This is a genomic window from Aerococcus urinaeequi (genome assembly GCF_001543205.1).
Classification (GTDB): Bacteria; Bacillota; Bacilli; order Lactobacillales; family Aerococcaceae; genus Aerococcus; species Aerococcus urinaeequi.
Map to the genome: position 1 here is coordinate 915577 of NZ_CP014162.1, position 17827 is coordinate 933403.

Here is a 17827-nt window from a genome sequence, read left to right on the forward strand (position 1 = left end):
GAAGTAGTTAATTAAATTCATAAAAGGAGCAAGAAAAGTGAAAAAAATAGAGGAATTTTTCCAATTGAAGGAAAATGGGTCAAACTTTTCAACTGAATTGATTGCCGGTTTATCAACCTTCTTTGCAATGAGTTACATTATTTTTGTAAACCCAGCAATTTTATCTCAAACAGGTATGCCTTACCAAGGTGTGTTCTTAGCAACCATCATTTCATCAGCTTTAGCGACATTATTTATCGGATTATTTGCTAACGTGCCTTACGCATTGGCACCAGGTATGGGATTAAATGCTTTCTTTACTTATACAGTAGTTTTCTCACTAGGCTTTACTTGGCAAGAAGCATTGGCAATGGTATTTATCTGTGGTTTATTCAATATCTTCATCACAGTAACTAAATTCCGTCAATTAATTATTAAAGCAATTCCAGACTCATTACAACATGCAATTGGTGCAGGTGTCGGTCTATTTGTTGCCTATATTGGTGTTAAGAATGCTGGTTTCATCAACTTTACAACTGAAGCAGCAAACATCACAGCTGTTAACGGTCAACCATTTGATGCCACACAATCTGTTTTCGAAGGTGGTCTAGCAACCATCAACTCTACTGGGTCAACACTACCAGAGATTTCTACTTTTACAGATCAAACTTCATTATTAGCCTTATTCGGTCTAATCCTAACAATTATTTTGTTATTGAAAAATGTAAAAGGTGCGATCTTAATTGGTATCATCGCGGTTTCAACTATTTACGTTATTTTAAACCCAGCTGCTTTAGCCACTGTTAACTTCGACCAATCTGGTTTAGGCGCTGCCTTCCAAGACTTGGGTGTTACTTTCGGAGCAGCCTTCGGTAAAGAAGGATTACTATCACTTTTCGCTGATCCATCACGTTATCCATTAGTGATCATGACAATCTTTGCTTTCTCTCTATCTGATGTATTCGATACAATTGGTACATTCATTGGAACAGGTCGTGCTTCAGGTATCTTTACTAAAGAAGACATTGACAATATGGATCAATCAAGTGTCATGAACACTAAATTAGACAAAGCCCTTTTTGGTGATGTTGTTGGTACTTCATTAGGTGCGGTATTCGGTACTTCAAACACCACTGTTTATGCTGAATCTACTGTAGGTATCTCATTAGGCGGCCGTACAGGTTTAACGTCCGTATTTGTTGCTATTGCTTTCTTCTTATGTGCTTTCATCTCACCTTTCGTTGGTTTAGTACCAAGTGCTGCAACTGCACCAGCTTTAATCATCGTTGGTATTATGATGATGTCAGCTATTCGTGAGATTGATTGGTCTAGCTTAGAGGTTGCAATTCCTGCTTTCTTCGCTTCTGTATTTATGGCTTATGCTTACTCAATCTCATACGGTATTGCAGCAGGTTTCATCACTTACTGCATCGTGAAAGTAGCACTAGGTAAAACAAAAGAAATCCACCCAATCTTATGGGCTGCATCATTCTTATTCTTAGCAAACTTTATTATCTTAGCCATCATCTAAAGGCTTAGAAGACAGCATTAACTCTCACTCAAGACCAGGTTTTCCTGGTCTTTTTTTGCTCTAGCGAAACATTTTTGTATACTTTTTTAGGTTAACTTGATGCAAAATCGTATTGAATAATTTTAAAAAACGTAACAACTTAAAGGTTTTTAAAGGATTGTTTGCAAAAGTTGATTTTAAATTGATTTGCAAACCCTTTCTTTTTGACATCGTAAGCGCTAAAATAGGAATGTTGATAGATTTGTCTTGCTATATTTATTTTTTTACATTTAGGAGGAGCGAATATAATGAATAACAATGACATTGAATATAATGCACCTACTGAGGTTAAGTACATTGATGTTATCAATGCCTACGACTTAGAAGAAGAAGCAAGTAAAGTTGTCCCTCACGGTGGTTTTAACTACATGGCCGGTGCATCTGGTGATGAGTGGACTAAACGCGCTAATGATCGTGCTTGGAAACATAAATTACTATACCCTCGTCTAGCGCAAGATGTTGAAGCGCCAGATACAAGTACTGAAATTTTAGGTCATAAAATTAAAGCACCATTCATCATGGCACCAATTGCGGCACATGGTTTAGCACACGCTACTAAAGAGGCAGGTACTGCACGTGCCGTTTCAGAGTTTGGTACAATCATGTCGATTTCAGCATACTCTGGTGCAACATTTGAAGAGATTTCGGAAGGCTTAAATGGCGGACCTCGTTGGTTCCAAATTTACATGGCTAAAGATGACCAACAAAACCGTGACATCTTAGACGAAGCAAAAGCTGATGGTGCAACTGCTATCATCCTTACAGCTGACTCAACTGTTTCTGGTAACCGTGACCGTGACTTGAAAAACAAATTCGTTTACCCATTCGGTATGCCAATTGTTCAACGTTACTTACGTGGTTCAGCAGAAGGTATGTCATTGAACAATATCTATGGCGCTTCAAAACAAAAGATTTCGCCAAGAGATATTGAAGAAATCGCTGCTTACTCTGGATTACCAGTATTTGTTAAAGGGATCCAACACCCTGAAGATGCAGATATGGCAATCAAAGCTGGTGCATCAGGTATTTGGGTATCTAACCACGGTGCGCGTCAATTATACGAAGCTCCAGGTTCATTTGACACCCTTCCAGCTATTGCAAAACGTGTAAACAAACGTGTACCAATCGTCTTTGATTCAGGTGTACGTCGTGGTGAACACATTGCTAAAGCTTTAGCTTCAGGTGCAGATGTTGTTGCTTTAGGACGCCCAGTATTATTCGGTTTAGCTTTAGGTGGATGGCAAGGTGCTTACTCAGTACTTGACTACTTCCAAAAAGACTTAACACGTGTAATGCAATTAACAGGTTCACAAAACGTAAATGACTTGAAAGGTCTAGAATTATTCGATAACCCATACGGTTACGACTACTAGATTTTTGCTGTAATTTATATAAGATGAGGTCAAAGAAAATGGAGACATTTTCTTTGGCCTTTTTGTAATCGCTCATAAAAACGAACGTTTAAGCACCTATCCCACTATTAGTAAATCCCCCTCACCTTAGTTGCTAGTCTTTGCATTCCTTAACAGACACACTTATAATACTTACTATAAGTAAATTGTAGAGAGGAGCGTTACCATGGGTATCGAAAGCCGCAAATCTACTGAGTTAGAAGACTTATTTGCCTCTATCGTTAATATTGACGGTGATGGAGATGGCGATAAGGAAAAAGACGATCAAGAAAAAGAAGCTAAAAATAATCAAACAACTAAGGATCACAAATAAACAATTATAGGGAGCGATTTATCTACATGGAAATTACAATTTGGTCTGACTTCGTATGTCCATTCTGTTACATTGGACAAACACACTTGGAACGCGCTATGGATAACTTTGCCCACGCAGATGAAATTACGATTGAGCACAAATCATTCGAATTAATGCCTGGTGCAAAATATGATCCAAGCAAAAACTTCTATGAAGCTTTTGCAGATTTAAAAGGGACAACTGTTGAACAGGCAGAGCAAATGAACGAGCAAGTGACACAAATGGCTGCAGCTACTGGCTTAAACTTCAACTTTTCTGATATGAAGATGGCAGACACCATGCCTGCACATCGTGTATTCCAATATGCGAAAACACAAGGCAAAGATGACGAATATTTTAAAGCATTCTATACAGCTTATTTCGAAGATGGCGCTTTAATCAGCGATGAAGATACAATCGTTGCGCTATCTGAATCAGTCGGCTTAGATGGAAACAAGGTCCGCGAAATTTTAGCTAGTGAAGATCAATTCCAAGCTGAAGCTACTGCTGATATCTTCCGTGCTGGTGAAGTTGGTGTTCAAGGTGTACCTTTCTTCGTATTTAATAATAAATACGCAGTACAAGGTGCCCAACCTGTAGAAGTATTCCAACAAGTATTAGACCAGGTATACGCAGAAGAACAAGAAGCATAATACAAACTTATTGCCCGCTAGCTTATTAGTGGGTATTTTTTTGCAAAAAAAGGCTAGGACAGCAGAGTCCCAGCCAATAATTACTTATATTTGTGAATTTGTATCTAATGGATATACAGGTGTTCGTTCATTGATTTGCCAATGGAGAACGATAAAGGTCGCAATCCAAACAGCTGCAATATCCAAACCTAAACGAGCTAGTAAGTCAAAAATGCCGACATCATACCGTAGATACATCATGGCATAATTGGCTACTGCAATCCAAGCAAAGAACTGTAGGGCAAACTGATTGGTTTTGCCAATATGGTTTTGACGAATAATATACCGCTGTATTGCCCCAAAAGATAGACCAATGGCGAGTCCTAAGATACCTGACCACAGAACCGCTGCTGGTAATTGGCCATCATCCGGTCCATAAATATCTAGGCCTAGATAAGCCACTAGCCGCATGATCGCAAAAACTAGTATGTAGACATGCAAACCTCTCGTATAGAAAAAGGGTTTTGGTTTATACATCAACCGTTGACGAGCCATTAACCGGTAAATCAGCTGACCTTGTACCATAAAAATCAAAATAGCTTTAACCGGATTAATTACCCAGTCCATCTCCACTAAATGTGGCATGGGTTCAGCCCGGTAAACTAAGAAAATCAACAATTCGGAGATGACATAAAGCGTTACTTTCGTCCCTTTCGTTCCCGGCAAACGAAAATCAACCAGATAGTAAGCATACGTCATGAATGTATAAATCACCAAATAAATTATAAATAAAGCTGGATAATAGAACCCCTGTTGAACTGCCAAACCATCCCCGAGGATCGCTTGAAAACTAGGATTTGGGAACCACATCTCCAACATCACATGCAATAGGCTCATAACACTAGCTATAAATCCGCTGTATAGCCATCTTTTATTTCTATTTCGCATATTCCCTCACTTCTCAAACCGTTATGAATCGCTAGCATGAAAACAAAGACAGCCAGCATCAAACACATGAATCATCATTAATAAGTCTATTCTAACATGCTATAATAAAAGTGAGAACTATGACAAATTCAAAAAAGGTGACCTATGGAATCAAAACGAACACAAGCAATCCAAAAATTTAACTACTGGGCAACACGCATGATCTGCCCTATCTGCCAAAGCAATCTTTCTTTTACCAATAATCAAGTCCGTTGCGATCATAATCACAGCTTCGACATCGCTAAACAAGGTTACATTAACCTTGCACCCAATCACCAAGAAGCACATTATAATAATGAACTTTTTGCCGCACGCCAACGTATTATGGGAGACGCTAAATTATATACAGGCATCTATGATCAAATATTAGATTTATTAGTCGAGCAAGGTATCGACTTAAACTCAGTGAACAATATCATTGATTTGGGAACTGGCGAAGGCAGCCATTTTCACTATTTTATCGACCACTGGCAAAATAGAACACAGCAAACAACCATTCCCATGGCACTTGGATTAGACTTAGCCAAGGATGGAATTGTTTCTGCTGCTAAACATTATACCAATGCCCTATGGGTGGTTGCTGATTTAGGTCAATTACCATTTACACCTGCTAGTATTGATGGAGCCATAACGATTCTATCACCATCAAACTACCATCATCTTAACCAAGCCTTGTCAGAAAAAGGTTGGTTTATTAAGGTGATTCCTGGACCAAATTATTTACGAGAACTAAGAGAAATCGTACTAACACCAGAAAATCAACAACAAGATGATCGTACTTCAATCAATAAATTTAAGGCAGCCTTCAACCAATTTAGCCAATCAAGCTATAGGAAAACAATCACTTTAGACGAAAAACAAATGGCAGACTTAATCAAGATGACCCCTTTAATGTGGCATGCTAATGATAAACAACTAGAGCGTGCACATGCACTCACGCAAATTACGATAGATTTATCCATCTTATTCGGCCAAAAGGAATAGAAGATTATAACAAAGAGAAGCTCACAATAATTTCAGTATCCTTATTAGTGCCTATAATAAATCCTTATTGCCATTAGTTATCCTAGACAAGAAAAAGCCTTAGCGTATTCACTTTATAGTGTCCACGCTAAGGCTATATTTTTTATTTCGAATAAATGGTAATCAATATTTAACTAAATACCACCAGCTACTCCAATTTCTTCACCAGTAATAGCGCCCGCTTCATCAGTAGCTAAAAATACTGCTGTTGCACCAATTTCTGATGGTTCTAATAAACGCTTAATCCATTGTTTACCTAGAATATGATGATTTAATGCTTCCTCAATTGATGTACCATCTTGCTCTGCTAATTTAGGCAATTGGTTTTCAATTAAGGCCGTACGAACAGGACCAGGTTGGACAGTATTTACAGTAATACCATTTAGCGCATTTTCTAAAGCAGTTGCTTTTGTGAACCCTACTTGACCAAATTTAGCTGCGATATATGCTGATTTTAATTTATCCGGCATACGTCCGTGAGCTATTGTTAAATTTATTAACTAGCACGTCTTTTTATTCTTCAGCATCCTCAAACACATAATCTGGGAAATATTTTTCTAAAATAACCGCCAAATCATGGTCATCCGGGAAAAATCGGCTATATACTTCTTGCCCTTCATCAAATTGGCCTTCAAGTCCTAAAACTTCAAAGACATCAACAACTTTAGCAACCGCCCATTGGATTGAAGTCCCTTCAACCACTTCGTAAGGTTCTTCCAAATTATCCTCTTTAATAAAGCGAATCAACTCTTCTTTTGGCATGTCTTCATCTAAATGATAGAGTAGGATCTGGTTTTCATAAGAATGACGTGGACTCCCATCGTCCATATTATGCGCTTGTTTGATAATATTGATACTATATACGTTTTTCATACATTTCAACATCCTCTTCTACAAAGCTCGTTACCCGTAAAATATATTTACATGACTGAAGCCGCGCCACCATCGATATTAAGTGCCACACCTGAAATATAAGAGGCTGCATCAGATACTAAGAAAGTAATAGCATTGGCAGCTTCCACTGTTTCACCAATACGACCTAAAGGTGTATTCGCTGATTGGCTTTTAGAAAATTCTTCCCAAGTTTGATCAGCAGCGTTATCTTGCCAACGTTTTTCGATTTGTTCACTACGCACTAAACCAATAGAGACAGCATTCACACGAATATTATACTGACCTAATTCTTTACTTAATTCCTTTGTTAAGCCAAGACCAGCAGCACGGCTAGTTGACGTTGGTAATGAATTGGCTGGAGGTGTTTTACCAGCTATAGCGGTTAAATTCACAATAGCGCCTGAATTTTGTTCCTTAAAATATGGCAATACTTCACGTGTGAAATTCACAACACCAAAAATTTTAATATTCAAGTCTCGTTGCCATTCAGCATTATCAACTGCATCGAAACTTTGAGCAGATGAGCCACCCGCATTATTAATTAAAATATCAATATGACCAAATTGATCAATTGTCTCAGAAACTACCCTTTTGGCATCTTCCTCAACTGTTACATCCCCAACAACATAATGGACTTTGCGACCGGTAATTTCTTGAATAGCTGTTTGCGCATCAATCAGTCGGTCCTCGCGACGGGCAACAATTGTCACATCTGCCCCCTCACTTGCCAATGATTTAGCCGTTTCAAATCCAATTCCACGGCTAGCTCCTGTAATAATCGCTACTTTTCCTGCTAAACCTAGTTCCATCGAATATCCCCTTTCTAAAAATCTATTTCTATATATATTATAATGGAAAGATTTTTAAACCAAAATAAAAACCCTTTCAATAAAAAAAGACCCATGTCACCCTAGACACAGGTCTCTCTTCAGGATCAGTTGTTAGCCGATACCAAATTTAGCATTTTCTAAACGAGCAACATCCATTCTCTTCATTTTGAATAAAGCATCTAATACACGTTTCTTTTGTTCTTCAGTGGCTGTTTCCATGATTTGGAAGTAGGCTTGTGGTACTACTTGCCAAGAAATACCGTGACTATCTTTCAACCAACCCATAGACTCAGCTTCTTCGTCAGCTGATAATTTTTCCCAATAGTAATCTACTTCTGATTGCGCACCAGCAACGATTAGGAAGGAAATCGCTTCAGAAAATTCTTCATCACTACCAAATCCATGGTCCATAAACACTAATTGTTGGTCGCCAACATTTAACTCGGCATAATTCACCTTAGCACGGGCATCTTGAGCTTCACCTTCTTGGTAATAATTGATGTGGCCTGGCGCTGCATTTTGAAAAATAGTTGCATAATCATTTAAAGCTTGTTCAGATTGACCACAATATTGGCCGGCAAACAATAGTGATACGCGGATTTTATGATTTTTAGCTACATCCGGCGCCAACATAATTTGCCAAGACAAACCAAACCGGTCTTCTACCCAGGCATAGCGGTCGCTAAAGGGGTAAGTATCTAAAGGCATCAAGTCTTTCCCGCCTTTTGCTAATTTAGCATATAAAGCATCCACCTCTTCAGCAGTATCTAAAGATACCATCAAGGAGAATGAAGGGTTCATCTTAAAATCAGGTCCCCCATTAAAGGCTGCAAAGGCTTGGTTTTCAATTGTAAAATCGTAAGCAACAGATTCACCATTGGGCATAGGATAATGAACTTCACGTGTAATGTCACTTTGGTCAAAAATTTTAGTATAGTATTTAACCGCTTCTTCAGCTTGGTCGTTGAAACATAATTGGATCGCAATTTGTCGCATATTTATCGCTCCTTCAACATTGGATTCTTCCAATACTTATAAGTAAAGAATAAGCTAAAACCCATTGAATGTCGAATAAAAACGGCTATCCTTTTTACCAAGAAGCAACTACTGCACCTTTAAATGTTTCTTCGATAAAGGTCTTCACTTCGTCGGTCTTATAATATTCTTCTAGTTGCGTAATAACGGGATCTTCGGCATCTTCTGTACGGGATACAACCCAGTTTACCCATGTAGTATCTTCAGGATCTTCCATAGCGATAGCCAACTCTTCTGCACTCAATCCAGCATCTAAAATATAATTTGAGTTGATACCTGCTGCAGCCACATCCGGTAATTGGGCGATAAATTGGGCTGGATCCCCGGTAATAAAGTTTAAATTCAATGGATTTTCTTCAATATCGTCGACTGTAGCAGCAATACCTAAACCTTCAGGCAAAGTAATCACACCAGCCCGCTCCAATACTAGAAGTGCACGCCCTTCTTGAGAAGGGGTATTTGGTACAGCAATCGTATCGCCTTCTTGTAATTCATCTACTGTATCGTATTGTTCAGAGTATATCCCCATTGGAATGGTGATATTTTCAAAAGCCTTTGTAAACTCGTATCCTGTGTCCTCGATTACGGTTTCTAAATAAGGTCCAGTTTGAATAGAGTTAAGGTCTAATTCACCATCCGCTAAGGCAGTATTTGGTGCGATGTAATCATTGAATACCACTAATTCAATGTCCAAACCATCCGCTGCGGCCTTTTCTTTTACCAATTCAAAAATTTCTTCGTGGGGACCAGCTGTGACACCAATCGTTAGGACGCCATCTTCTAGCAAGCCTGATGTTGTTGCCTCGTCCTCACTAGTAGCTGTTGATTCACTTGCTTGATTCCCGCAAGCACCTAACGCAAGCGTCGCCGTCCCTAATACTGTTAATAACCCTTTAGTCCATTTCTTCATCTGTCTTTCTCCTCCATATAATGATTAGTTATTGAATTGCTTGTACACACGAGCAATCCTGCTAGCCGCTTCTTGTAAAATAGCTGTATCAGCGATTAAGCCAATTCGGATATACCCCTGACCTGCAGTACCAAAACCATTACCCGGTGCCACCGCTACGTGCGCTTCTTCAGCAAGCACATGCGCAAAAGTCTCCGCATCTAGACCACTTGGTGTCTGCATCCATTGGTAAATTGTTCCCTTAGATGGCTCTACTTCAATACCGGCTTGGTCAAATATGCAAATAACTGCGTCTCGTCTAGCTTGGTAAGTGTTTTTCATTTTGCCAATAAAGCTTTGATCTTCTTCTACCAATAAAGTGGCAACCGCTTCTTGAATAGCCCCGTACATGCCAACTGTTGTATGGTCTTGCAGGCTATTCAGGTAGCCAACAACCTGAGCATTTCCTACTGCAAAACCAATCCGCCATCCTGGAATATTGTAAAGTTTTGATAAGGAAAATAGTTCAAGGGCCACTTCCTTAGCTTCTGGCGTTTGCAAAAAGGATAGTGGCTTATCCTGGTCAAAAACATAGGGGGCGTAGGCAAAGTCATGGACTACAAAAATATCATTATTTTTGGCTACTGCCACTGCTTCTTCAAAAAATTTTGGCGTTGCTAAAGCACCTGTTGGGTTATTGGGATAATTTAGGTACATTAGCCGGGATCGGTCAAGGTCTACTTGGCTTAGCTGATTAAAGTCCACTAAATAGTTGTTCTCTTCTAATAGGTCCATAAAAATGGTCTCTGCCTGTGTTAAACCAACAGCAGATAAGTAGTCTGGATAGGTGGGGTTGGGCAATAAAATACCCTCTCCTTGGTTCACCAACACCTGACTCACCTTCATAATCGCTTCTTTAGACCCGTGGAATAAGGTCACTTCAGTTTGTGGATCCACTGTAACGCCAAACTGTGATTGATAAAAACGTGCCACCGCTTCCTTCAATAAGGGTTCACCTCGGTAAGGTCCGTATCGATCATATTGTGGTTTGTCGATAGCCGAACGCAAGGCCTCTTTCAAGGCTTTGGGTGCCGGTAAGTCAGGCGTACCCACTGCTAAATCGATCACATCATCATAGCGACTTTTGAGGTCAGCAATCGTCGCTGTCAAACTTGAAAAATATTGGTTTGGCAAGGATTGCACCGCTTTTGACGGTTGAAAATCACTCATATGTTACCATCCTTCCTGACAAAATCTTTCATCGATTTTATCTAACTAGTTATGGCAACTTTACCTTTTATTCCTTTTCATATCAACAAAGCGGAGATATCGATTTCCGTCATCTCTTGAACGAAAATCCCTATCACCAACTAGAGAAAAAGGAGACTGCAATTGGACATTGCAATCCCCTTTAATGATTGTACTTTTAACAATAGCTAAATGCGACTATTGAATCTTGCCTTTAATTTCATTAATTAAGTCGGCATCTTCAAGACCAGTGACGGTTTGGATGACTTGGTTAAGTGGTTGTTCTGCCAACATTTTTTGTAACTCTTGGCTTTGCTCGTCTTCTGCATCATTATATTCAAAGATGTAAGCTACAGTTGCTAGTAAGGCATCGTAAGATAAGCCACGTTCTTTTGCCTCTCGAATTGGACGGATAAAACGTTCATCATAGCCCAATTTACGAATTGGCGTACGCGCAACACGAGTGATGGCGTCAGAAATGTGGCTATTTTGGAAGCGTCCCACAATTTTATTGGCATAAGCTGCATGTGCTTCTTGGTCAAATCCCCATTTTTCAACTAATAAAGCTCCTGTTTCTGCTAAGACGGCCTTTAATTGTTGTAAAACTTTTTCATCTTCTAGTGCTTGATCAATTGTTTCATAGCCAAAGTGTTTACCAGTATAGGCTGTTGTGGCATGTCCAGTGTTCACTGAGAATAATTTACGTTCAATATAAGGAAGTAAATCTTCTACGTATAATACACCATCAAGTTTGATTTGAGTCCCTTTCACATTCGTTTGGTCAATTACCCATTCACTGAAAGGTTCAACTGATACAAATAAAGGATCTTCATGACTTTGCATAGGCACAATACGGTCAACCGCTGCATTGGGGAAACCAATATATTGGTCAACGTATACACGATCCGCCTCATCGAAGTAAGCAGATACTTTCTCATTTAAGAAGTCTGTCCCACCAATCATGTTCTCACAAGCAACGATATCCATTGGACGTGTATCGTCATTTTCCCGACGTAATTTAATCCCATTAGCAATTAATTCAGCAATGTAAGGCAGGATATTAGGCCCAATAGCAGTGGTCACAATATCTGCTTCAGCTACCGCTTGAGATACCGCTTCAGGATTTTTCCCGTTATTTATACCACTGAAACCAGAAACAGTTAAGCGTTGGTGGGCATCATCAGCGTATTCAATTTCGTAACTTTCACGGTCGTTTAAAGCATCGATTAATGTTTCATTAATATCCACAAAAGTAATGTCAAAGCCATTCTTATGTAGGATTTCACCTATAAATCCACGACCAATATTACCAGCACCAAAATGTACAGCTTTCATTTACGCTTCAACCTCCTTCAACATATCAATCACTTCTTCAGCCGTTTTTGCATCTCCTAGACGAACAACGTTAGCTACGTCAGAACAGAAGACGGCAATTTTAGATAATAAATCTAAGTGGTCATCACCCACACCAGCAATCCCAAAGACAGCCATAGCTAATTTTTCTTCCTTACCGTCATCAGAGAAATCAATTCCCTTTGGTACTTGCACGAAAGAAATTGCCGTATGGTTCACGTGGTTTTTACTATCATCTGTACCGTGTGGAATAGCTACAAAATTCCCCATATAGGTTGATACAATACCTTCACGTTCTATCATGCCCTCTACATAATCCGCATCAACCGCACCGTCTTGGACCAATAATTGGCCAGCAGCACGAATGGCTTCCTCTTTTGAAGTAAATGTATTATTCAACTGAATTAACTCTTTTTTCAATTCCATTCGATCACATCCTTTTATCATTTTGTTTGTACCTTTAGTTATACTCGCTTCACTTGGGTCTCACACCCTGTTTAGTCGGGCTCGTCCTTTATTCAAATGTGGTGGTTTCTTCTACAAATAGTGCACTCAATAATTGTAAAACAATGGCCTTTGTTCCACTCTTATAAATCTCCGTATTCAAATCGTTATCAATAATGGAAGAGGATATCTTACCTAACAACAATTCATTTTCCCGAGATAGGGGTTCGGGGGCCAATAGTAATAAAATTCTTTTTAATTCAATCGTCGTCCGGTCCATCCCCAAAATTTCAAAAGGTTGGTCTAATTCATAAATAGAGAAGAAAGCTTCCTTTACATGTGGATTTGTTGAGTGAAATAAGGCAATATTTGAATGCGGAATCCCAATGGGCGCTTCCAAATAGCGTTCTATCACTCGTTTCGTCACTTGATTTGGATCATCCACTATCTGTTTGGACAAGCCTTGGATGATTTGTAATAAGCTAGCTTCTATTGTTTCTCCAGACTGGACTTGGTGAATGTCAAATTTTTCTAGAATCTTATTGGCTGTATTTACCAATTGATAAAGTCGTTCAAACTGCATATCAGCTGACCCGTGTGTCTGTTGACTCACTTGGGTACGTTCTTTAGTTTGCGATAAGTGTTTAATTTCCTGTCGAATTGCCATAATTTCATCATCCAATAGTAAGGGAGAAATCACTTGATAAGGATAGTTGAATCCCGCTAAGAAGCTAGTTGATAAGATCAAATCATACTGATCATAATCCACCTTCGACATCTGCGAAACTTTTACAATATCTACCTGTTTCACTTCCGGAATCTTATTAGAAAAACGACTTTCTAAGATTTTGCTAGTCCCAAACCCGCCAGCACTCAAGATAACAATTTTTAAGTTACGTGATATCGGCTGACGTTCAATAGACGAAGCATAGTGAATAATGATATAAGCCATCTCTTCTTTTGTAAAAGTTACATCCGGGAAAACTTCTTTTAAAGACAAGTCTACCGCTTCATGCAAATTAGGATAACCCGCAATCATCTTATCTAAGATAATATCATCACTTGAAATCGCTTGGTCTAAACGCTTTAAAGCTGCATTCAAATGTGTCAATAAATCTTCAAACAACCGATTGTCCTGTCTAAAGTCATAACCTGTTTTATTAGAGATTTTTCTCGTTAGTTCCGCTACGCGGTAGGATAATTCCGTATCAAAGTTATTGGAGAAAATATTTTGCGGACGATTAAAATTCATCCCTTCCAATTGACGCGCAAACATATGACGCTCATTGAAATCAATCGCTAGTTTCATTTCCTTAGCAATAATTTCATACATCTGATGCGACAGCCGAATAAAATGACTGGACTGATCTTTCGCTAGAATTTCACTATGAATACTGTGCCCATTTTGAATACGGAAAATATTCACCACAAAACTGATGATAATTATCTTTAATTGGTTATCTGGTAAGTTAGACAACTTATGATGAATCGCATCTGACTTAAAGACCTTATGCGCCATTTCATATATCTCTCTTGGTATTAATTGAATGAAAAAAGCGTCCTCTGAATGAGGTAACTGATTTTCTTCAGACATTTGATTAAAATAAAGAAAGAAATCAATTTCTTTAATATTGTAATCCAAGAGATTCACCATTAATTGGCGAATAACTGTTTCCTCGCCTTGAACTGTTAAGTCAGCGTGACTAGACGTTTCAATTTGGATATCATACTCACTAAGACTTGATTTAACACTAGCCATATCAGTATTCAATGTCCGTGTACTCACAGAAAAATCATAGGCCATAGCTTCAACTGTACTTAAACCTTGACCCGATAAAACCATTAAGGCAATCGCATTTTGTCTTTGAGCCTTAGATAAATCACCATAAGGATGCGCATTGAGCTGGTCACTCAATGTGGCTTTATCCTCATCGCTACCAATTAAGTAATAACCTTCATTTCTCGGCTTATCTAACCGCAAGTTGAGTGGTCTAAGCGACTCTTCAATATGGCTAATTTCACGATACACTGTGCGTTTGCTTATATCGAGTTCCTCTTGAATATCTTGCTGAGTCACACCTTTTGGGTATGCCAATAATAAATTCAAAATACTCTTTTCTCGCTCTGTAAAATACACTTCAATCGCTCCTTAGTCAAAATCTACATGTTATTGATATGACTAATTTACCTTATCTAACAACTTGCTGTATTGGTTTTGCTCATAAAGTTTTGTAACTTCTTCAAATTGTGCTTTTGGTGCAACTTCTCTTGCTGGTTTAACAGTGTCCGCATCAACGATAATCAAAGTTTGCGGATTATTTTGTAATTGTGCAAATGGAACTGCTTCAGCTACAAGGTCAGATCCCGCTTTCTTCAATTCATTACGTAAGTTTGAAGCTGCCATAACTGAAGCTGATGGTTTATCTTCATGGAAAGGCACTTGAATTAAAGCCACATTTGCATGTACTTCTTCTTCAACACTAGACGCATCTGCTGTTTCAGCTACTGGGTTTGCTTCTTCTTGAGAGGCTGCTTGCATTTCACCTAAGATTTCATCATAACGGTCACCATCTAGGAAGTTTCCAACTGATACGTGAGACGCCAGAGGCGCTTGTCGTTTAGCACGGTCCGTTAATTCTTCTTGCGTGATAACTAAGACACCCGCTTGATTTTTCAATTTAGAAATGGCTGTGTTGGTAATCGACATGTCGTAACCTAATTTTTTCGCTTTCTTACGTAACAATGAGGCACCCATGGCACTAGATCCCATACCTGCGTCACATGCGAAAATAATGCTGTTAATATCTTCTGGTGCAGGAATTTCACCTTCAACTGACGCTGAGCCAGCATTTGTTTCCTCAGAAGATTGGCCTTTTGAATCTTCCTTAGCTGCTTTTGCTGCTGCTTGGCTTGCTTCAAAGTTATCTTCATCTTGTGCACGGTCCATTTTAATAATTGGCGCCGCTACTAAGAATGAAACGATTGTTGCTACTAATACACCACCGATAACACCGATGTATGCACCTGGTGCTGTCATACCAAGGATGGCAATGATTGACCCTGGTGATGCTGGACCAGTTAAGGCTGCGTTTAATAGTTGGAAAGTTAATGTACCTGATACCCCACCAGCAATAACAGCTAGGAATAATAAAGGTTTCATCATCACATATGGGAAGTAGATTTCATGAATACCACCTAGGAAGTGGATAATAATCGCACCCGGTGCTGATGATCTTGCTGACCCTTTTCCAAATACGGTAAAGGCTAATAGGATACCTAGACCAGGTCCTGGATTCGCTTCTAATAAATAAAGAATTGAACGACCAGTTTCAGCTACTTGTTGTGAACCTAGTGGTGTTAAAATACCATGGTTCAACGCATTGTTAAGGAACAAGATTTTCGCTGGCTCGATAAACACATTGGCTAATGGTAGTAATCGTCTTTGAATAATCCAGTCTACACCTGTTGCAAAGATTGTTGTCATTCCTGAAACGAATGGTCCCACTGCATAAAAACCAACTAACACTAACAAGAATCCAATAATCCCGATTGAAAAGTTATTGACCAACATCTCAAAACCTGATGGGATTTTATCTTGGAATTTTTCATCAAATTTCTTAATCAGCCAACCACCTAAAGGACCTAAAACCATAGCCCCAATAAACATTGGCACTGTTGCTTGACCTGTTACAACTTCTGATGCACCAACAACTGCACCCATTGTAGCGATAGCACCTGTTACTGCTCCGCGTTGACCATATACCATAGAACCACCGGTATAACCGATTAGAATAGGTAGTAAGTAATCACGCATTGGACCAACTAAGTTGGCCAATGCCTCATTTGGAATCCAACCATCTGGAATGAAGAGTGCTGTAATAATCCCCCACGCAATAAATGACCCAATATTGGGCATAACCATACTAGATAAATAAGAACCTAATTTTTGAACCGACGCCTTTAAACCTGAATCTTTGGTTTTCTCCGACATAAGAGTTCCCCTCCTTTGTTTAATACACCTATATCTTATCTCGAATCGGAACCGGTTACAATTCATTAGGCATGTAAGTTTGGCACATTTAATCATGACACTTTTTCCTTGTTCCTGTTTCGATTTTTCTATGATAGACTGACAGTAAAGATTAAATATTGATCAAAAAATCACATTTTAGGAGGATTATTTATGGATATTAAGATTTTTGATACCGCAAAAGAAGCATCTAAAGAGGTTTTCCACGAATTTGAGCAAGCATTAGCCAACGGTGCAACAACTTTTGGTTTAGCAACGGGTTCAACACCAGAGGACTTATATGAATATATTACGGCTTCTGACTTAGACTTCAGCAATGCGACTGCTTTAAACCTAGATGAGTATTTTGGTTTACCTGCTGATCATCCAGAAAGTTACGCGACTTTTATGGACAAGCACCTTTTCAGTAAAAAACCTTTCAAAGAAACCTTCATCCCTAACGGTATAGCAACAGATGTTGAGGCAGAAATTGCTCGCTACAATACACTATTAGATGAACATCCAATTGACTTACAAATTCTAGGTATTGGACAAAATGCGCATATCGGTTTCAACGAGCCAGGTTCTTCTCGCCATACGAAAACGCAATTAGTAGACTTAGCAGAAAGTACTATTCAAGCAAATGCTCGTTTCTTCGATTCTGTAGAAGATGTACCAACCAAAGCTTTCTCCATGGGCTTAGCGTCTATCATGAAATCAAAACACATCTTATTATTAGCCTTTGGAGAATCTAAAGCACAAGCGGTTAAGGATATGGTTGAAGGTCCTGTGACTGAAGAGGTACCTGCAAGTCTGTTACAAGAACATCCTAATGTGACTGTTTACCTAGATAGTGCTGCTGCAAGCCTCTTAAATAAATAGCCACCAAGTTACTTTTAAATAAACAAATAGCCTATGATAGCGACTCCAAGTCTGTCATAGGCTATTTGTTTATAAATACCTTATTACTCCAATTCTTCCTTTAGTTAGTGTATGCAACTTTCACTCATTTTGCCATTTAGTGGTTGATTGACTTAAAGATACTTATACGACACCCTGTGTTTCTTATTTATTATATCTTCCTTTTACAAAACTTTCGTATGCATATCGGAGTTTAATAGAGGGTATCGCACAACGCTTTATAAGATAATGGTAAATATTTGCACATCTAATAGAGCGTTGTTATAG

Annotated in this window: 17 protein-coding genes; 6 read left to right on the plus strand and 11 right to left on the minus strand. The window is 38.9% G+C overall.

Annotated elements, in window-relative coordinates; genetic code table 11:
• The first annotated feature begins 46 nt into the window (after positions 1-46).
• From AWM74_RS04105 to AWM74_RS04115, 4 genes are all read left to right on the plus strand, one after another.
• A complete protein-coding gene (locus tag AWM74_RS04105) occupies positions 47-1510 on the plus strand; it encodes an NCS2 family permease (RefSeq protein WP_026465125.1) in 1464 nt (487 codons plus the stop codon).
• A 287-nt stretch (positions 1511-1797) separates the two neighbouring features.
• Positions 1798-2922, plus strand: a complete 1125-nt coding sequence (lctO, locus tag AWM74_RS04110) for an L-lactate oxidase (protein WP_026465124.1) — start codon at positions 1798-1800, stop codon at positions 2920-2922.
• A 205-nt stretch (positions 2923-3127) separates the two neighbouring features.
• Positions 3128-3274, plus strand: a complete 147-nt coding sequence (locus AWM74_RS09445; RefSeq protein ID WP_167343562.1) for a hypothetical protein — start codon at positions 3128-3130, stop codon at positions 3272-3274.
• Between the two features lie 26 nt (positions 3275-3300).
• Complete coding sequence (locus AWM74_RS04115) at positions 3301-3948, plus strand: DsbA family oxidoreductase (RefSeq protein ID WP_026465123.1); 648 nt, start codon at positions 3301-3303, stop codon at positions 3946-3948.
• 84 nt (positions 3949-4032) lie between these two features.
• Here the strand turns inward: AWM74_RS04115 and AWM74_RS04120 are convergent, their stop codons facing one another.
• Positions 4033-4686: a hypothetical protein gene (locus AWM74_RS04120; RefSeq protein WP_236702850.1), complete on the minus strand. Its 654-nt coding sequence runs from the start codon at positions 4684-4686 to the stop codon at positions 4033-4035.
• Between the two features lie 333 nt (positions 4687-5019).
• Here AWM74_RS04120 and AWM74_RS04125 point away from each other — a divergent pair, with 333 nt between their 5' ends.
• On the plus strand, positions 5020-5898 hold the full coding sequence (locus AWM74_RS04125) for a putative RNA methyltransferase (protein ID WP_026465121.1): 879 nt from the start codon (positions 5020-5022) through the stop codon (positions 5896-5898).
• 173 nt (positions 5899-6071) lie between these two features.
• On the opposite strand, the gene AWM74_RS04130 is transcribed toward AWM74_RS04125, so the two are convergent.
• The 10 genes from AWM74_RS04130 to AWM74_RS04175 form a co-directional block, all read right to left on the minus strand.
• Positions 6072-6407, minus strand: coding sequence for an SDR family oxidoreductase (locus tag AWM74_RS04130; protein WP_081665624.1), 336 nt, complete (start codon positions 6405-6407; stop codon positions 6072-6074).
• Between the two features lie 43 nt (positions 6408-6450).
• Positions 6451-6810, minus strand: a complete 360-nt coding sequence (locus AWM74_RS04135) for a hypothetical protein (RefSeq protein WP_236702851.1) — start codon at positions 6808-6810, stop codon at positions 6451-6453.
• Between the two features lie 47 nt (positions 6811-6857).
• Positions 6858-7640, minus strand: coding sequence for an SDR family NAD(P)-dependent oxidoreductase (locus tag AWM74_RS04140; protein ID WP_026465119.1), 783 nt, complete (start codon positions 7638-7640; stop codon positions 6858-6860).
• Positions 7641-7772: 132 nt separating this feature from the next.
• Positions 7773-8657 (minus strand): VOC family protein, encoded by an 885-nt coding sequence (locus AWM74_RS04145; protein WP_026465118.1) that lies wholly within the window; start codon positions 8655-8657, stop codon positions 7773-7775.
• 94 nt (positions 8658-8751) lie between these two features.
• Entirely contained in the window at positions 8752-9606 is an 855-nt protein-coding gene (locus tag AWM74_RS04150) for a MetQ/NlpA family ABC transporter substrate-binding protein (protein ID WP_026465117.1), read from the minus strand.
• Positions 9607-9630: 24 nt separating this feature from the next.
• Positions 9631-10815 carry an aminotransferase class I/II-fold pyridoxal phosphate-dependent enzyme gene (locus AWM74_RS04155; protein ID WP_026465116.1) on the minus strand — a complete coding sequence of 395 codons (1185 nt, stop codon included), beginning with the start codon at positions 10813-10815 and terminating at the stop codon, positions 9631-9633.
• A gap of 216 nt (positions 10816-11031) precedes the next feature.
• On the minus strand, positions 11032-12168 hold the full coding sequence (locus AWM74_RS04160; protein ID WP_026465115.1) for a mannitol-1-phosphate 5-dehydrogenase: 1137 nt from the start codon (positions 12166-12168) through the stop codon (positions 11032-11034).
• Positions 12169-12612 carry a PTS mannitol transporter subunit IIA gene (locus tag AWM74_RS04165; protein WP_026465114.1) on the minus strand — a complete coding sequence of 148 codons (444 nt, stop codon included), beginning with the start codon at positions 12610-12612 and terminating at the stop codon, positions 12169-12171.
• An 88-nt stretch (positions 12613-12700) separates the two neighbouring features.
• Positions 12701-14767 (minus strand): BglG family transcription antiterminator, encoded by a 2067-nt coding sequence (locus tag AWM74_RS04170; protein ID WP_026465113.1) that lies wholly within the window; start codon positions 14765-14767, stop codon positions 12701-12703.
• A gap of 42 nt (positions 14768-14809) precedes the next feature.
• Positions 14810-16621 carry a PTS mannitol transporter subunit IIBC gene (locus tag AWM74_RS04175; protein ID WP_026465112.1) on the minus strand — a complete coding sequence of 604 codons (1812 nt, stop codon included), beginning with the start codon at positions 16619-16621 and terminating at the stop codon, positions 14810-14812.
• A 192-nt stretch (positions 16622-16813) separates the two neighbouring features.
• Here AWM74_RS04175 and AWM74_RS04180 point away from each other — a divergent pair, with 192 nt between their 5' ends.
• A complete protein-coding gene (locus tag AWM74_RS04180) occupies positions 16814-17521 on the plus strand; it encodes a glucosamine-6-phosphate deaminase (RefSeq protein WP_026465111.1) in 708 nt (235 codons plus the stop codon).
• Positions 17522-17827 lie beyond the last annotated feature (306 nt).